This is a genomic window from Labilibaculum manganireducens (assembly GCF_963665805.2).
Taxonomy (GTDB): domain Bacteria; phylum Bacteroidota; class Bacteroidia; order Bacteroidales; family Marinifilaceae; genus Labilibaculum; species Labilibaculum manganireducens.
Map to the genome: position 1 here is coordinate 4,774,798 of NZ_CAXXEE010000003.1, position 19,420 is coordinate 4,794,217.

A 19,420-nucleotide genomic window follows, 5' to 3' on the forward strand; every position below is an offset into this window, starting at 1 on the left:
CTTCGATACAAAAATTAAAAAAACAAGACTTATTAACGGGTCAATTAAAGAAAGTCCTGCCGATTTGTATCAGCAGGACTTTCTTTATTTATTCTATTGCAAATTTTTATTTAAACAGAAACACTTTTCTCTCCTGAGAACCTGGTCGTCCAATGATATTTTTAAGGTAATCATTTACTTCAGATAAAACACCCGCCTTTTGAATATAGCCTTTCCCCATTGGCATGCATGCACCCCATGCGCCACTAGGACTGCAATCTTCAAAATCGGTAACCTTAACAATTGTGTGCACTCCTACAGTGATAATGCATGTAGAATAGTTTTTTGCTTCAGCTAAAACTTCAGTAACATTTTCCTTTGTTAAATCCGCTACTTTATCAGCTTTACTGGCTGCCAACTCGTTAATGGTAAAGATTGGTTGTTCTAAATCAATATTGCCTTCATCCAATTGAATAGTTCCTTTTAGAAACTCTTTCAGCACTTCAACTTTGGTATTTTGTGCGCTAAGAGCGAACCCGACAAATACAAAAAGTATTAAAATAGATTTTTTCATGGTCTAATTTTTCAGATTAAAATTGATAGTATTCAATTAAGTTATGATATCAAATCTACGAAATATGTTCACTAATTCCACCATGTTTGATTAATAAAAGTTAAATAGTTATTCACTATGTTCTCCAAATGCAAATAAATTAAACAAGTACATCAAAAATAACCGGCTGAAAAACGAATATTATAAAATGAAAAAAGCCCGGGCATCACACCAGGCTTTTTCACTAACCACTAATTACTAACCTAAATCTTTAATCTATGAAAAAAACCACTTACTAGTTTTATTCTCTTTTAAAGGTAAATCATTAAAATGTTAATTGCCTGAAAAAGAAGTTAAAGAAGCTTAAATTAATTGGAGTAATTGGTCTGGTAAGATGAACTGTAGTTAAAAAAAAGAAACCCGGTGTTCGGCCGGGTATCAATTTATCTAAAATCCTAAATCTATGAAAAACCTAATCTTTAATCTCTATGAAGCAAATGTACTTCAAAATGTAGTTAACAGATTGGAACAAGTGTTAAAGAATACTAAAATTGCAATTCTTAAAAGGAATCTCCCTTTCCGTTTTTTTTTAATCTAAAATGGATACGCCGGAATTCCATTCATAGGATTTTGAGGGTATTTAAGGCAAAGTTCAACCAGCACATCTTCGTGTGTAACTCCAACATTCATTACGGTATCATTTCCCCCGTAATAAATAAATATTGTACCATCATCCTTACGATGAGCACCACAACAAAATAAGACATTGGGAACATGAACATACTCTTCGTCTTTCGTTCTGCAGTCTGCTTTAGCAGGAAATAGAATCGGAATATTAGATACCTGAACTTTCTCCGGTTTTTTCAAATCATGAAGAGCGACACCCAAAGTATAAGGATTACCATCCATAGTGCCTCTCACCCCATGAAAAATATTAATCCACCCATATTTTGTTTTAATGGGAGTTGCTCCCGGTCCTATTTTACTGCCAAATGTGCTTGGTCCTCCAGCCTGTCTCATAATTGGTTCCTTTGTTAAAATCCAATTATGATTAAAAATATCTTTATTGCAACCAATTTGAATCTCTTTAAAAACGCCTCCGGTATGATCTTCAGTATGATCATTAGGCCGGAAAAGAGCATAATACCTGCCATTAATTTTCTCAGGAAAAATTACGACATTCCGCATATCCACATCCATTAACGGACCATGCCTTACAAACGACTTAAAATCCCGAGTTGTAATCAACGAAACCCGAACCTTATCTTTTTCCAGTGCATGATAAGCGCTGTAAGTAATAAAATAAGTGTTTCCTATACAGGAAATCCTTGGATCTTCAACTCCTCCGGCTTCATTTTCAATCAAGTTATTCTTATTTGTTTCTTCAGCAAACACATCCTTATCATTACAGGGTTTTATACTTGGTTCAGGATCAATCGCCCAATTGCTTATTCCATTGCGGCTACGAGCAGTACCAATCACAGAAATTCCATTTCGAAGATGCGATCGAAACAACATAATCACCTCATCGTTATAGAATGTAATACCCGCATTGTGAACAGTAATTACCTGGTATATAGGATCTTTCCAAACACAGTTAACATCGGCACGTGTGATAATTGGATTCCCCGGATATCTGGCAACAGGTTTATTTAGATCAACTTCAGTCTCCCAATCAGTAATGTGTAATTTTCTTTTGCAAATCTCCATAAGTCTATCTTTTTTAATGGCTCAAGCCATATTAATTGTCCTACAAATAAAATCCTTACAGCTCACCGGCAAGTATACTCTACTTCCTTATCTGTATACTTTATTCCCTAATTTACTAAAAACGAATCTAACAGATAAAATTAGAATGACTTCACCTTGTCAGCGTATTCGTATTTTGTTACTTTTCCTAAAAAAAATGTTAAGGGTTTTTACTTGGGGATTAATACTGTTTTTATTTCTTACTGGTTTTAAAGCCAGCAACTGGAGACACAATCAAATAGGAAGTACAGAAGGACTATCCAATAGTGCCGTAACTTCATCTTATTTAGATTCGAAAGGATACATGTGGTTTGGGACATGGGATGGACTAAATCGATTCGATGGAAGCAATATAAGAGTATTCAAGCCCAATGCCTTTCGCAAAAACACAATCAACAACAACATCATTAGGAATATTCTTGAAGACCGGTTCAATAATTTATGGATCGTGACCGAAAATGGCCTCAATACATATGATTACGAACAAAATATTTTTACATCCTACCTAAACAACACTGATTTTATAGAATATCGTGAAGAAAGTTACCGTACCAGTTTAGATTCTGACTCGATAATTTGGTGCAGTAAATACAATTACGGCATTTGCAAATTTGACTATGAAAACAGACAATTTTCTGAACCAATTCAAATCTCAAATCAGGAAGACATTACCAAAAAAACAGTTGGTTTTGCATTTGCATCCAATGAACAGTTGTGGTGTTTATCGGAAGAAGGAAATGCTTATAAACTGGAGCACAAAGACACATGGAAAATTACAGAAACAATTTATCTAAGCAGTAAATACAAGTTCGATTCTGATAAAAACTGGTTTTACACCTACCATAAACAGCTCTTTCTTTTTGTAAGCTTAACCAATGGAGGACTTCTATCCATTAATCTTGAAGACGGAACAATTCAAGAAACCAAACCTCAGCCCACTCCCTTTTCTGTTACTTCTTTATCGGTAAGCTTAGATGGTGAATTTTTGTGGGGAGGTACCGATGAAGGGGAAATATTTAAATTAAATTTGTGTGAACCCCGCCAAATTAAACTTTTAGAGAACTCTGAAAACAAAAAGGTTAAGATCTGGTCGATCACCCAAACCGAACCAGATCTTTTATGGATTGGCACCGATGGAGATGGAGTACACGAATACATCATGGAGGGCAATTTCTTTGAATTGATAAAAAAAGGAGACCTTTCGGAAGGCAATTTAAACCACAACATTGTTAGAGCCGCGCATGAAGATGAAAATGGAAATTTATGGATAGGTACCAGAGGAAACGGATTAAATTTAATCACTAAAACTAATACGCCCACCAAGGTTTTTGACACCCAAAACGGACTTTCGAACAATGCAGTATTATCCTTAGGCAATGATTCTTTTAAAAATATTTGGATTGGTGTTGATGGCGAAGGAATTGACATGTTTGAATCTAAAACCGGAAATATTTTGCATTTTCCCAATGATTTTGAAAATACATCAGACATTAAATTGGGATCTGTTTATTCCATTTGTTTGGATGCATTTAACGATTTATGGATAGGTACCAGTGGTTATGGTTTGTTTCGTTTGACAATTGTGCGCAAAAAAGATGGGAAATACCGTCTGGCAGATTACAGCCACTACAAAAGTGATCCTCTCAATAAAAAAGGACTAAACAGCAATATAATCTATTCGATAGTAGAGGGTGAACCCAATATAATGTGGATAGGTACCCGTGGTGGCGGTCTTTACCGCTTAAATACAATTTCAGAAAAATTTGAGGCTTTCAGAAGCAACTCAAACGATCTTAATTCCTTACTGAATGATGATGTTTTAAGCCTGTGCAAATCGAATAATGAGAACCTGTGGATAGGCACCAGCGGAGGACTTGACAGATTAAACCTAACCACTTTTCCTTATCAGTTTACTCACTACACAGAGCAAAATGGATTGCCAAACAATACAATTCACGCTATTCAGACTGATCAAAACCACAATATCTGGGTAAGTACAAATAATGGATTGGCAAAACTAAATTACAGGAACGGACAAATACGGAACTATTTTTATTCTGACGGACTGCAGAGTAATGAATTTACTGATGGTGCATCGTGTTTTGGAAAACAGACCGGCAAATTATATTTTGGAGGTGTTAACGGTCTTACTTATTTTGATCCGAATAAGGTTGCAGACATAGAATATTTCCCAAGGCTTGCCATCACTAATTTTTCGGTATTTAACGAACCTGAGAAAGAAAAGAACCCTGTTCCTTTCTACATTGATATGTCTGATTCGTTAAAACTAAACTACGACCAAAATTTTTTCCGATTCGAATTCACCACCCTAAACTTCCATAACAAGCAAAAATGCATGTATGCTTTTAAGCTGGAGAATTTTAACACTGATTATACATTAATTAAAAAAGAAGGTGAAGCCACTTACACCAATGTTCCGCCCGGAGATTATATTTTCAAAGTAAAATGTACGAATGAAGACGGTATTTGGAATCCGGACACACGTGAAATCAAACTCACAATTTATCCCCCTTTCTGGAAAACAACCTGGGCATATATTTCATATGTCTTCATTGCATTTATGGCCATTTTTCTATTCATCTTTTTACTTCTTCGCAGAACAAAAATGAGAAACAAGTTGGAAATTGAGAGGTTGGAAATTCAAAAAACCAAAGAAATAAACCATTATAAATTTCAATTTTTCACCAATATTGCTCATGAGTTTAGAACTCCCCTTACCTTAATTATGGCGCCCGCAGCTCAACTCATGGATCTGCACCCCAACGACAAAGAAATTTCTCCATACGTAAAATCCATTTACAACAATTCAACCCGTTTATTGCATCTTATTCGCGAATTGATCGATTTTAGAAAAGTTGAGACTGGTCATTTTGAATTACGGGTTCAAAATTACAACCTTACTGATTTCACAAGAACAATAACAGAGGCATTTACTCAATATGCTCAGGAAAAGGACATTGAATTAAAACTGATCGACAACTCGCAAGATATCATTGGCTGGTTCGATAATAATATCATGGAAAAGATATTGCTGAATCTGATATCTAACGCATTAAAATATACGCCGCAAAAAGGAAGTGTTAGTATTGAATTACTACGCCAACAAAAAAATGCAGTCATAAAAATAACTGATAACGGAATTGGAATCCCAACAAAATATCAGGATAAAATATTTGACCGTTTCTTTCAAAACGCAAACTCTTTGCCTAAAGAAAAAAGATTTTCGGAAAGTGCCGGGGTTGGTTTGTCATTAACCAAGAGTCTGATTGAACTTCACAAAGGAAGTATTCAATTGGAGAGTAAGCCCAATATCGGCAGTTGTTTTACAATCTCAATCCCTATATCTAAAAATCAATACTCAGACAGTGAAAAACAAAATGAAATTGTAATTGATGAGAGTAGAATAAAAGACAGAGCAATTGAAGAAATAATGGGATTAGAACCTGTCTCTTTTGTAAACAAAGACACAGAAACTTCTGATGGAGAGAACCCTAAATACAATATTCTGGTTGTAGATGATAATGAACAGCTTCGAAATTTAATCGACGACATTTTACATCAGGACTATAATGTTTTACTTGCAAAAAATGGTCTTGAAGCACTCGATAAAATAAATTCAAATGATGTTTCGGTCATTGTAAGTGACATTATTATGCCGGAAATGGATGGACTGGAATTGTGCAATGCCATAAAAGAAAACATTAACACCTGTCATATTCCGGTTATTTTATTGACTGCAAAGGGAGAATTAGAACATCGGATTCAAGGAATTGAATCGGGTGCAGACAGTTACATTCCAAAACCATTTGATCCCCGTCATCTTAAAGTGCGAATTCGAAAATTAATCGAAATGCGAAATCAAATTCGGGATGCTTTTCAATCGGTTCAAACGGTTTTGGTAAAAGATGTATCGGGACTTTACAAACGAGATGTGAAATTTGTGGACAATTTGCAGAAATTTGTCGATGACAATCTGGATAAAACCGAATTAAACGCCGACCTATTGGCAGATCAACTGGCAATGAGTAAAACCCAATTGTACCGTAAAATAAAAGCGGTTACCGGATTTACGCCTCATGGATTCATTCGTAATTTTCGATTGAAGAAAGCGGCATCTCTTCTACTGGAATCTTCTTACACGGTCTCTGAGATTATTTATGAAACAGGATTTAATAACCGAACCTATTTTTACCGTTGTTTTAAAGAGCTTTATGGTGAATCGCCTACTGATTACAAGAAAAATATCATCGGGAAAGCCAAACAGGAAAACTCTTGAAGACCATTGGTTATGGTACCAAAAAGATGTCCCCAATATCACATTTGATATTGAGAACATTTCATTAAAAGAATATATATGCTAATATCCCGAGTTTTGTGTAATTGATCCGCCAGACTTATCAATATCTTTTTGAGGAATTGGATAGAGAGCATTGTGATCCCGGTAATTTCTTCCAAGTGCTGCTAATACCTCTTTGGCTATTCCCCATCTTTTCAAGTCATTAAATCTTTGTGATTCAAAACCTAACTCAACTCTTCTTTCAGACATTAACCAAGCTTTTATTTCTTCCGGATTTGTTGAATTTCCTCTGTTTGCAAGTGTTCCTGCAGGCACCACAGAACCATCAGCTGTTGGACTGGTTCTGGCTCTGGTTCTTATCTGGTTAATGATTGCAACAGCTCCAGAATAGTCTCCTGTTTCGTTAAGAGCTTCTGCTTTCCAAAGTAATACATCAGCATAGCGTATGTATACTTTATTTCCATAATCAATTAGCTCAGTTGTTGATCCCACTATTTTTGATGCACGCTTGTTGGGAACATCAATGGTATACAGCAATCTGGGATCGTTGGCTTCAAAAGCATTGATAAAATCATCAGTAGGAGAAAAGAATCCCCACCCAATTACATCGCCAAGTCCATTCGTATTATTGGGAGTTTCACCTGAACGATGATCGTACGCAAAAATAACCTCATCTTCCGTAAATTCCTTACTTGCATCGAAGCTATCAAAATAATTTCCATTCAAACTGTAAAAGCCAAGTGCGTCCAATTCTGTAATTAAACTAAGTACTGCAGCCCAATCATTACTGTACAAAGCTACTTTAGCCTGTAATGCAATAATAGCTCCTTTTGAAGCTCGCCATGGTTCTGCAGCATCAGGATATTTGGCATTCGGAGCGATCGCTTTCGCTGCTGTTAAATCTAAATTTATCTGTGTTCTGACTTCATCTGCAGATGCTCTGACCGAAACAGCAAAAGCTTCTTCAAATGAATCCGGAGACTTAAGCACCAATGGCACACCGCCAAAATTATTTACCAAATCAAAATAGTAGAAAGCTCTTAAAAAATAAGCTTCTGCCAGCAATTGATTTTTGCGGGCATCATCAATTCCTGTTTTCTGAACTATCTCAGCATCAGTTAAAAAGTTAATGGCCAGGTTTACTCTGCTAATTCCTTCATAATCGTACACCCATATTCCATTAAACGCCTGATTTTCGGGTGTAAAGGTAAAGCTTGCCAGTTCATCCATCCAAGCTTGGTCACCATCTGGATTCCATTTCTTATTCATATCATTGGCTGCAATATCCTGCAAAACAATATCATTTCTAAATACGGTTCCCAAATCCCATCTCCAATCAGGAATAATCCCATTTAAAGTGTTTTTAAGAGGTAAGTATGATGAGCTCACCGAAGACTCAATTGTAGTAATTGTAGGATCTGAATCGACCTGATCTTTGGTTAAAAGGCCAATTGGGTCATTGTTTAATTCATCTGTACAACTCGTAAGACCTGCAAAGAAGAAAATAATGATTATACTATATATGTATTTCATAATTTATACTTTTTACGATTAAAACTTCACATTTACGCCAAACAAAACTGATTTTGACTGAGGATAAGTTCCTAAATCCATTAAATCGGTAGATTCCGGATCTAAACCGGTATAGTCAGTTATTGTCAATAAATTTTGCCCGGATACATAGAAGCGTATATTATCAATGCCTTTTAGTGCCGTTACTGTGTATCCAATTTCAATATTCTTTAGTCGGAAATAGGAAGCGTCTTCAACGAAAATGCTCGATACCTTACTGCTTCCATTGTCTTCAAAAGCAACTCTTGGTATGCTATTGCTGCTGCCTTCCCCATCCCAAGCACCTAATATTGCTGTGGTATAATTAAACGGGCGTGTATCATAGTCTACAATTTGTTTCCCTTGATTGTATCTGTCAACACCCGCTACTCCCTGAAAAAGCATTGAAAAATCAAATCCTTTATAGGTAGATGAGAATGAAAAACCATACGTAAATTCGGGAATAGGACTTCCAATAAATTCTCTGTCATAATCTGCACTAATTTTCCCATCACCATTTACATCCTTGAATTTAATATCTCCTGGTTTTGCATTTCCTTCAGTAAACAAATGGCTATCTATTTCAGCCTGATTTTGATAAATACCAACCATTTTGTATCCGTAGTAGGAATTTAATGCATGTCCAACTTCAGTTTTTGTTACATCCGTTACGATATTGGGAACGTTTGGATGCAGCTTTTCAACCTTATTGGTTAATGTCGCAATGTTCGCGTTTACATTGTATTTGAATTCTTTGCCTGAATTGCGGTAATCGATAGAGAATTCGAATCCTTTATTACTCACTTCACCTGCATTTACAATTGTAGGAGATACATCACCAACAACAGATGGTAATCCAATCGGCAATAAAATATCTGTCGTATTCTTTTCAAAATATTCTCCCGTTAGTACCAGTTTACTATTAAGAAAACCAACATCAACACCAATATTTGATTGGGTAGAACTCTCCCACTTCAAATCAGAATTACCAAAACGATTCGTCTTAACAATGCCATCTACCTGACTAACCAAAGTTAAATACGCATAATTGTCAATCTCCTGATTTCCTAATTTACCCCAACTTGCCCTTAATTTTAAGTTAGACAACCAATCAACATCCTTCATAAAATCTTCCTTGGAAATTGTCCATCCGGCAGAAACAGAAGGGAAATACCCCCAACGATTGCTTTCAGAAAACCTTGATGAAGCATCAGCTCTCAGATTAGCAGTTACCATGTATTTATCATCATACGCATAAGATGTTGATCCAAACAAAGAGAACAATGCCCACTCTGAAGCAGATCCGCTATTCCAAAGATCAAGATCCGATCCTCCATAATCCAAATACCGGTATTCATCAGTTGTAAAAGGGAAACGAGCTCTGCTGGCTCCTATTGATGATTCATAATTGTCAATATATTCGGTACCTGCCATTGCACTAAAATCATGCTTTTCGTTGAAGGTTTTCGCGTAATTTAATGTATTATTAAAGGTAATTGTACGTGCTTCTCCTCTTTCTTCACTCAAACTATTAGGTCTGTTCTGTCTGCCCAATCCTTGATCAACTGCAGATCCACCACCATCATCATCACCATAATTCTCATTAAAAGCTTTGTTGTGAAACATTGATAAATCAACCCCGATATTTGTTCTGAATTTTAGTTCTTTATTACCCAAAAAAGCAAATTCACCATAAACATTTCCAAATGTTTTATAAATCTTTCGCTGATCATCTGTAAAATAGGCTTTGGCAACAGGGTTTCCTACCATTTCATACATCGATCTTTGTAATCCCTGATCATAGCCTGTTGGCGTGAAAAACGGCATATCCGTAAAAGGATCTCTTTCAGAGAAAGTAGGGTCATTCACATCTTTACGAACAGCTAATACGGGAGCTCTTAACAAAGCATATCGAATTAGACTTTCACCTTTTGATGCTGTTTTATCTTGTGTTGAATAGGACAACTGCAGATTTGTTCCAATTTTAATTCGATCCGTTACATCAATATTGAGATTGGTTCTGTAATTTAATCTTTGGTATTTATCATTATCAAATACAACAATTCCATCCTGTCCATAATAACCCAAAGACATTAAATATTGCATTTTTTCAGTTCCTCCACTAGCTGTCATCTGCAAATTTTGTGATCTTCCTGTTTCAAACAATTCATCAAGCCAGTCTGTGTCAGCAAAATCAGATCTGCCTTTATCAGCGGTATAAGGATTTGCTCCTGTTCTGTCTGAATTGTCCCAGGCTTTCTCGAGGGTATTCATGTACTGCTCAGTATTCAGCATATTAGGAAGATTCGCTGCCTTATGAATTCCAGTATAATAGTTTACATCGAAACTTGTTTTCCCTTTCGATCCGCTTTTAGTGGTAATTAATACCACACCACCCGACGCTCTGGAACCGTAAATTGCCGCAGCGGCCGCATCTTTTAAAACAGTCATTGTTTTAACATCAGCCTGATTTAAAAAGGTGATATCCCGTGAAGGAATTCCATCTACTACATACAACGGATTGTTATCTCCAATCGTTCCTTCTCCACGAATACGTATCTGAATAGGATCTCCCGGCGCTCCTGTACTCGATGTTACCAATACCCCGGCTATTTGACCCTGCAAAGCCTGAGAAACATTCGGCACCCGCGTTTTCTCCATATCTGAAAGATTAACAACCGATACAGCTCCTGTTAATGTAGATTTTTTTCTTGCTGTATAACCAACAATAACAACCTCATCCAAACCAGTTACATCTTCCTGCAAAATAACATTGATACTTGTTTGTCCGGTAAATTCAACTTCCTGATTTTTCATTCCAATGAAAGAAAAAACCAAAAATTGTGCATTTTTAGGCACTTCTAAACTGTAATCTCCATCAACATCTGTAATGGAACCAACACTTGTGCCTTTTACAAAAACACTAACACCTGGTAATGATTCTCCACTTACGTCGGTAACTTTTCCTGATACAAGAACCTGCCCAAAGACAGCACTTGTCAAAAAGATAAATACAAAGCTCAGTATTCCTCTTTTTAAATTTAAAAACATAGTTTTCATAGATTTTATTTTAATTAACAACAGTGAATTAAAAGCGTAATTTTTCTATAAATAACAATTCATCCAGGATCCTATTTGAAGAAATTGCTATCGTTTCCGTAATCGTTTAATTAAATGATACTATATCTAAAGCACTTGAGATCTTATTATTTCCAGCTGAATTGAACCGTTTAAACAATCCAATTCAATCAGATATTTATTTTGTCATTTTACCAATAGAGCCGCCCATTTCAAAAACCAGTGTTTCTTAATAAAATGATATAACAATTCCATTTGCGGTCACTTTCTCTTTTGATCGTTCTATTTTTGATCCCGCAGGAATTTCAACAACTACCATCGCTTTGTTTCCTTCAATTGAAAAACTTCCTTTGCCAAAAATTTTTTCCGCAACAAGCTTCCCCGAAACAATATCATAGAGACCAACTCCTTGTTCTGAAGAATAGTCGATTTTCTTTACCTCATCGTAAGGATTGAAGTATAAATAAGTAGGATAGGATTCATTTTTATAGAAATCAGTCGCAAGACAATCCAATTGCAGAATCTTCTCCACATTAGTTTTCCTGATGATAGAACCAAAGATTCCGGCATGTGCCGATCCGTAAATACTAAACATGGATAGTTTTGGCTGACTAACCACCCAATTTGGTCCATCGCCCAGTGCTACCGGCGAAACTCCTTTAAACTCCTTGGTGTTATAAGCATCAACCTTCTTTAATCCCTCGTAGGCGATTACATTACGGGTTATGCTTTTATTTTCAGGCAAATACTGATTTCCGTCTGGAATTTCGTAGGGATAGAACAAACGAGAGGAATTTGCTGCATTCAACATCCATTTCCCGATCGAGCGCGCATACTTTTGATCGTATCGAACCATTGGTATCAGAGGCCAGGCCATGTCGAAGGTGTTCATTAAAAAACCGTAGCCACCATCCTGAATCAGGCTTCCCTGTATGCCCGAAACATCGTAATCTCCCCAGCGATCTGCAATAATTCCCCAGCCAGTGCGTCCCTTTTCTGCAGTACATCCGTCGAAAGTCCAATCAAGTATTTTCGAGACATCGTAATTTGTTCCCTGTTCCGCATTTAAGCGGGCTGCCACATAGGCTCCAAAAGGCATCAGTACTTCGTAAAACCGACTTTCTTTTTGGCTTAACAAAGCCTCAATTGCTGATTTTGCACCTTCCAGATAACGTGGATCTCCAAATTTTTGATAAGCCGAGTACAGCACATAAGCATGTCCTGCTGCTGCATCCTGCTGATAAGGAATCTGATTTCGTTTCCCTTTCATCTCAGCATAGTCGAAATAGGAATAATCGTAATTTCCATTCAAGGTAGAATCGGCCTTAAAGAACTGCTCGGCAATGGTTTTCTGAATCGCATCTGCACCTTCTACATTAGGCTGTAATTCCGAAACGGCATAATACAGCACATTTGGAAAAACATCGTACCACCAGTCGCGGCCATATCCTCCACCTAAAAGTGCAACTTCCGGACAAGTATTGTTCATCATGATATTCCAACCATTATCGGTGTTGAAATAGTTCTGAACCATTTTCACAAAATTGTATCCCTTCTGATCCCGCTTGTCAATTCCCACTAATCCGGCACTCATCAAAGCGCCCAAAGAATTGATTGCTTCGTGAAATTCACTCTTATTTTTATTTGGTCCTTGTCTCACATCACCTATAACAGTGTACAAACCAAATGTTGTCTGTGAAAGATTTCTCTTTGCATTATCCAACCAAATAAAAGGCCGGAATTCGCCTGTGGCATCAAAATCGAATATTGCTTCGTCGAAATTCACTGCCTTTTCATGCCAGTCAAGCATCTTATATGGCTGCGGCTGATTAGGCATACTTTCTACACGACTAATCTGCAGCTCTTTTACAGCTGTTTGCGGTTGTGTCGTGCACGAAGCAAAAACGAAACAACATAGTATCCAAAATAAATAGTTACGATTCATGTGTTATAATTTATTTTTTTAGTTGTCATATGGAACTCCCAAATTACACTCATCCACCTGTTTGTAATAGTGTTACATAGTCGTTTCATCTGTTAATGGATTTGTATCTTTTATATTTTCAGAATTGATCTTAAATTATTTTTTTCTCAAAGCTTGCAAAGCTATTGAACCAAAGGTTCTACTACTAATTTATCATCTACATCTCTTAATCTTACGTCTTGGCCATTTGATTTGAATTCCTCTTTACTGGTATGTTTAATCACCATTTTGGCAACAGGAATAGAGATTAATTGCAGCAGTGCAATAATCAGTAAAGAATACTTAAGAGCGAACACCTCCGAAACGTAGTGTGTAAGCAACAAAAACATTACTAATCCGAAAACCCGTCCAACAAAAAGTCCAAATTCATGATTAAAAATGTAAGCAAATTCATTTCGTTTCTCCTTTCGGGAAAGCACATCAATCACTCTCATCTGAATCGGAAAATAGGCAATATCGTGCAGGGGTCTGAATAATACCATCGCCAGCATAAACACCATTGCACCTGTTGCCGAAAACATAATTGCATTGGCCATTGTGCCTGCAACAAAAATGAGCAAACCCACTGCAAATATGTAAATGCGGTGTTCCGGTTTGGAAAATCGTCCCAGCAGATACAATACTATTGCCGTAACAATTCCACTTATAGCCTGAATGGTTCCCAAAGATCCTTCGTCACCAATTAAATACATGATCAGAATAGCCGGTGCTGTCACCAAATATCCTTGTGCAAGTCCTTTTAGTCCGGCTAAAAATAACATTTTGTGCCATAATCGGTCGAAGTGGAAATGCAGAAATTTCTTTTGCTTCGGATTTTTAAATTTTTCCCTGTGGATTACAATGGATGAAATAATCGTTAGAATGAATACGCAAAGCGTAATAACCTGATAAGCTCTGTGTTCGCCAAACCAACCCAATGTTTTTGACGATATAATAAACCATCCAACAATTAAAGGAATTATAATTGATGTTATTGTAAAAAAGAAGGTTTCCAAACCGTAATAGTAATTCCGGTTTTTATCATTTGTGGTATCCAAAGCCAAAAAATCACGGTTGGCCCAGAAAAACCCAAAAGATGCACCCATTATTAATCCGGAAAAAACAACTCCTGCAAAATTAAGATGATCAAGCGTCATCATAAACAACATGGAGATACCACTTAAAAGCATTCCAAAACTATATAGATTGGCTATTTTGATCTTTTTCAAGAGAAAACCATTAATAAAAAAGGTAAGCGGTATTCCGGTATAAATAGCCAGCTGATAATAGGCTACCAATGTAAAATCGTTATTGGTGAAACGCATGATATAGGCGCTTACAAAAATATCGACCACCGGAAGCACGAAGGCATAAATCATGTTGGTAATCAACAAAACCCTCATATCTCTTTGGTTACTGAGGAAAAAATAATACTCTGAGAGTGCTTTTTTCAATATTTTGGTAACAGCAGCCATAAATCAATAGTTTAACGATTGTAAAATTTCACTGATAGAGAATTCGGCCCCACAAATCACTTCATCCGAAGCTCCGTAGTAAATTGTAATCGTATCGCCGCTAACGATATGCCCATTGGTAAAAACCACATTGCCAAAAAATCCGGTTTTCTCATATTCCATAATGGGTTCCATAATGGGCTCCTCGCTTCGGGCAAGTACTATCGAGGGATCATTTAAATCCAATAGCAATGCACCCAAACAATACCTGTGTTCCTTTGTTGCTCCGTGGTATATTTCCAGCCAGCCCTTTTCAGTTCTAATGGGCGAAGCTCCTGCACCAAGCCGGGCACTGTCCCATTTTCCGACACGTGTTTTTGCCAGCAATTGATGATTCCCCCAATGAATACGATCGGGCGATTCAGCAATCCAAATGTAATTCCCGCCTAATTCGGGACTACTCGGACGATGAAGTGCATAATATTTACCGTTAATCTGTTCTTCGAAAACGGCACAATCCTTATTGTGTGGCGGGAAGATCATTCCGCAACGATCAAACTGTTTCCAATCCTTAGTCTGAATATATCCAACTCCAACCCCATCGGCAGAAACCTTTGTATAAGTCAAATGATATCCATCATCCATGGTTGCAACCCTGCAATCTTCTATTCCGAAAGTTTCCTGAGAACCAACTCCCATAATTGGAGCGTAACCTTCAGGCTCCGCGAAAGTAATCTGGTCATCACTGCAAACCAAGCGAAGATGTGAAAGAGTGGTTAAGTAATACTCCCCTTTATAAATCACGATCCTGGGATCAGACAAATCCAAATCTGCATCGTTTTCGTCGAAGCTTAAAATTTCGATGACTCCCTCTTTATTGTAAACAGGAAAACTAATTTTACCCTCTACTTGCTGAGGTCGTTCTGCCACCCGAAGCAATAACCAGGTTTTATTGTTGCAGCGAAACACACCCGGGTTTAACAAGCATTCAATTTCCATCCCTACCATACTTGGCAGGATGTCTTTTGGTGCGAGCAAGGGGTTTTGCTCAAATCTCTTTGCGATATCCATAGTTCTATTCTTTTTCTACTGCAAAGAACGACCATTTTTCACTCCATGCAGTTAACTATACTGCCATTTCTGTGTGTTATAGACTTAAAGTAAGCACATTGAAAGTATACCACACAGAATTGAAGCTATTGTGTACACACCCATGCCGGTGTACTAAAATAAATACCGCCAATCGAAATATTTATTTGATTGCCTCCATTGTATACAAATCTTTTTTTTTTAGACTTTGGAGCTCCCGTCTAATTTAAATGTGGAAATTTGGGGGCTACTTTTAGATGAAAAATAAATGCCCGGTAAACAAGCATTTGGGTAGAAGAATTGAGTAATTCCGACATTAGTCGATGAATAAGAAGTAAACCATTCCCGAAGATATTTAAATTCAATAAAACAGGAATCACGACTATTCACAGTAAGCTTTGCTTTCTAAATTCAGCAGGTGATTTGTGAACAACCTGCTGAAAGGTATAACTAAAGGCAGAAAGACTATTGTAACCACTCCTGTAGGCGATCTCACTTATTGAAAGATCTGTTTGGAGCAATTGCTCCATACTTTTAATGATTCTGACAAGCTTGACATATTGCAGAAATGAGATATCCATATTTTTCTGAAACAAACGGGATAATGTTCTGGAACTGCAGCCAAATTTTTCGGCAACATCATCCAGATTCAAGGGCTGATCGATATTCTGGTGGATGTATTTAAACACTCTCCTTAAATTTTCGTTTTTAGTAGTTGGAAGCACTACAGGCAAAGGAGTGGTGGATACATCTAAAACAATATTTTTTAAAGCAATCAGAAATTCATATTTAGAAACACTGTCCTTGCCAATTTCTTCCTGCCAGTTTACAGTATAATAAATCATCTCCATCAACAAATTTGTTACAGGATAAATACCCTCCCGCTCCCTTACCTGATGATCTTCGGGAAATAAATTTCTTGGAAAATAAATGTTATGCACCATTTTCACAGAAGTGCGTGAAACAACGTTATGCTCTATTCCCGCAGGAATCCACAGAAAATGACGCGCAGGAAGAAAATACGACTTATCGGGCGTATTCAAAAACGCAACACCACCTTCCACATAACACATCTGATGTTTGTTGTGACTGTGCATGGGAAGTTTCTCCTCGATTTTTGAATGCAGCACGTAAAACACATCCTCATTCCTGTTAACATCTTTAATAAAAGAATCAATTACCGACATAAACACAATTTTAAGTGGCCTAAATTATAAAACAATTGTCCAACTTTCGAAAACATGCCTAAATATTAAACGGGATATTTGCAAAATGAAATTTTTGAAAATGAATCGTAAATCAAAAAATGCAATTGCATTCATCCTCATACTACTAAGCTGCCACTGCATAACTAATGCTCAGGAGAGTGTATCGATAAGTTTGCAGGAAGCTTGGCAAAGAGCAAATACCTTTAGCAAAGAATTGCAGTTAAGAAAAATTGATACAAAAATAAGCGAAGAAAAAATTCTGGATGCAAAGAACAAATGGCTGCCAGAATTCGGTGCAGATGCGAGCTACGGCAAACTCGCCAACATTCCCATCTTTGAAAATGGAATTTTAAAAAGCCCTGAATACATTCCGCTGGAAGACCATAGTGTTTATGATGCAGGGATTGAAGCTTATTTTAATTTGTACAATGGACATAAAACTAGAATTCAGGTGAAGCAGGCAGAAACCAAGCAGGCTTTACTGCATTACCTGGAAGAAGCAGGCTTTTCGGATATCCACTACAAAGTAGCCCAAGATTATTTGGGGATACAAGCTTCGCTGGCCTTTAAAAAACTGATTGAACGAAACATCTACAAAAATAACAAACGGCTGAATCAGATTACAAAACTATACCATAACGGAGTGGTTTTAAAAAGCGATTTATTAAGGTCTCAATTGCAGCTTTCTCAGCAAAAAACAAACCTTCTTAAAATAGAAAACAATCTGGAACTATCTACGCAGCAATTGAATATTCTAATTGGATTTGACGATGATCAAGCCATTGAGCCCACAGACAGTATTGCAGTTGGTTCTGAATTTATTAAGACGGAACTGCTGTATCAGGATTACATAGGGCAGGCAATTCAGTTATCTCCACTTGAAAAAATTGCCCGGGCTCAAATTACAATGATGCAGCTTTACGAAAAAGATGTAAAAGCTGAAAAGCTTCCCAAAATCGGCTTTTTTGGAGAGTACACCTATTCGTACCCACAAATTAAATTGTATCCTTACTCAAATTCGCCCTATTTAATGGGCGTTGCAGGAATCAAAGTTTCGTACAACATCTCGGCCTTGTATCATGACAAACACAAAGAAAGGGCCGCTTCTATATCGATAAGAAAACAAGAGCTGGCGCAGAAACAGACCGAAGATCAGCTTCGCATAGATGTGAGAACAGCCTACAAAAGGTTTCACGAAAATTTAAAGGAAATAGAAACTGCAAAAATGAACATTCAACAGGCCGAAGAAAATTACAGAATTGTAAATCAAACCTATTTCAACCAATTGGCTCTGCTCACCGATTTACTGACTGCGGATACCCAGTTACTGCAAGCCAAATTTGAATTGGTGAACAGTCAGGTTTCGGCCAAATTACATTACTATCAATTACTTAAAATAACGGGGCAACTATAATGAGCGATAAATTAAAGAATTACGAAAAAATAGACCGTGCAGCTGTAAAAATAACCTACGGAGCAGCAGTAAGCATTTTAGCCGCCTTACTCGTTTGGGCACTATTTTTAATGGTGAATTTTTGGAAATACGAAGAAACCAACGATGCACAAGTAAAAGAGTATATCAATCCTATTTTGAGTCGTGCCACTGGTTACGTGCAGGAAATCAGATTTAATGATCATCAAAAAATTCAAAAAGGAGATACCTTGGTTGTTCTGGATATTGAAGAAGCCAATGTAAAGCTGCTCGAAGCCGAGGCTGCCTTAACAACTGCCGAAGCTCGTTTAAAAGTACTGCAAAGCAATGTGAAGACCTCATCAAGCAGTTCCAGTATCAGTCATGCAAAAATTAGTGCTGCGAAAGCCCAACTGTGGCAGCAGCAGCAAGAGTTTGCACGTTATCAGAAACTACTGGAAGGCGAAGCTGTTACCCAACAGCAATTTGAGAATGTAAAAACAAAACTGGAAGTGGCCGAATCAAATTATCAGGCCATTCAAAACTCCTTTAGTGTATCGCAAGACAAAACCCAGGATGTTACAGCTGAAGTTGCGGTAGCCAAAGCCAATATCGAACAGAAAAAAGCAGCTCTGGAACGCATTAATCTAGAGATTAAATATGCCGTAATTACCGCACCTTCTGATGGAACCATGGGAAACAGAAGTCTTCAGCAAGGACAATACATTCAGAAAGGACAAACCATTGGTTTTATGGTGGATAAAAAACAAGGCAAATGGATTGTGGCCAATTTTGAAGAAACGCAAATCGCGAAAATGGAAGAGGGACAGGAAGCCAAAATTACGATAGATGCTTTCCCGAACAAATCGTTTCATGGAAAAATAGAATCGTTCTCTCCTGCCACCGGATCGCAGTTTTCATTGCTTCCGACCGATAACGCAACCGGAAATTTCGTAAAAATTACGCAGCGGTTTCCTGTGCGCATTCAGTTCACCGATAATGATGCTTTGCTGGAAAAACTACGCGCCGGTATGAATGCGGAAGTATCAATACCCAAGAAATAGGCT

The 19,420-nt window shown here is 37.2% G+C and carries 11 protein-coding genes; 3 read left to right on the forward strand and 8 right to left on the reverse strand.

Translation table 11 applies throughout. The annotated features are described in order from the left end of the window. Positions 1-106 precede the first annotated feature (106 nt). Both ACHZAX_RS18860 and ACHZAX_RS18865 read right to left on the reverse strand, forming a co-directional pair. On the reverse strand, positions 107-553 hold the full coding sequence (locus ACHZAX_RS18860; RefSeq protein ID WP_101309713.1) for a hypothetical protein: 447 nt from the start codon (positions 551-553) through the stop codon (positions 107-109). Positions 554-1,126: 573 nt separating this feature from the next. Further along, positions 1,127-2,242 carry a glycoside hydrolase family 130 protein gene (locus ACHZAX_RS18865; RefSeq protein ID WP_320020164.1) on the reverse strand — a complete coding sequence of 372 codons (1,116 nt, stop codon included), beginning with the start codon at positions 2,240-2,242 and terminating at the stop codon, positions 1,127-1,129. Between the two features lie 196 nt (positions 2,243-2,438). On the opposite strand from ACHZAX_RS18865, the gene ACHZAX_RS18870 reads away from it, so the two are divergent. Next, positions 2,439-6,578 carry a hybrid sensor histidine kinase/response regulator transcription factor gene (locus tag ACHZAX_RS18870; RefSeq protein WP_320020165.1) on the forward strand — a complete coding sequence of 1,380 codons (4,140 nt, stop codon included), beginning with the start codon at positions 2,439-2,441 and terminating at the stop codon, positions 6,576-6,578. Positions 6,579-6,659: 81 nt separating this feature from the next. Here the strand turns inward: ACHZAX_RS18870 and ACHZAX_RS18875 are convergent, their stop codons facing one another. The 6 genes from ACHZAX_RS18875 to ACHZAX_RS18900 all read right to left on the reverse strand — a co-directional run bounded on the left by ACHZAX_RS18875 (position 6,660) and on the right by ACHZAX_RS18900 (position 16,921). Further along, complete coding sequence (locus ACHZAX_RS18875; protein WP_320020166.1) at positions 6,660-8,132, reverse strand: RagB/SusD family nutrient uptake outer membrane protein; 1,473 nt, start codon at positions 8,130-8,132, stop codon at positions 6,660-6,662. Between the two features lie 18 nt (positions 8,133-8,150). Continuing rightward, complete coding sequence (locus ACHZAX_RS18880) at positions 8,151-11,210, reverse strand: SusC/RagA family TonB-linked outer membrane protein (RefSeq protein WP_320020167.1); 3,060 nt, start codon at positions 11,208-11,210, stop codon at positions 8,151-8,153. 247 nt (positions 11,211-11,457) lie between these two features. After that, complete coding sequence (locus ACHZAX_RS18885; RefSeq protein ID WP_320020168.1) at positions 11,458-13,173, reverse strand: hypothetical protein; 1,716 nt, start codon at positions 13,171-13,173, stop codon at positions 11,458-11,460. Between the two features lie 161 nt (positions 13,174-13,334). Then, positions 13,335-14,666 carry an MFS transporter gene (locus tag ACHZAX_RS18890; protein WP_320020169.1) on the reverse strand — a complete coding sequence of 444 codons (1,332 nt, stop codon included), beginning with the start codon at positions 14,664-14,666 and terminating at the stop codon, positions 13,335-13,337. A gap of 3 nt (positions 14,667-14,669) precedes the next feature. Beyond that, a complete protein-coding gene (locus ACHZAX_RS18895) occupies positions 14,670-15,716 on the reverse strand; it encodes a glycoside hydrolase family 130 protein (protein WP_320020170.1) in 1,047 nt (348 codons plus the stop codon). 404 nt (positions 15,717-16,120) lie between these two features. Further along, complete coding sequence (locus ACHZAX_RS18900) at positions 16,121-16,921, reverse strand: AraC family transcriptional regulator (RefSeq protein WP_320020171.1); 801 nt, start codon at positions 16,919-16,921, stop codon at positions 16,121-16,123. 100 nt (positions 16,922-17,021) lie between these two features. On the opposite strand from ACHZAX_RS18900, the gene ACHZAX_RS18905 reads away from it, so the two are divergent. Together ACHZAX_RS18905 and ACHZAX_RS18910 are read left to right on the forward strand one after the other, a co-directional pair. Beyond that, positions 17,022-18,356, forward strand: coding sequence for a TolC family protein (locus tag ACHZAX_RS18905; protein WP_320020172.1), 1,335 nt, complete (start codon positions 17,022-17,024; stop codon positions 18,354-18,356). Further along, complete coding sequence (locus ACHZAX_RS18910) at positions 18,356-19,417, forward strand: HlyD family secretion protein (RefSeq protein ID WP_320020173.1); 1,062 nt, start codon at positions 18,356-18,358, stop codon at positions 19,415-19,417. Before ACHZAX_RS18905 ends, ACHZAX_RS18910 begins: the two co-directional genes overlap by 1 nt. Positions 19,418-19,420: the final 3 nt, after the last annotated feature.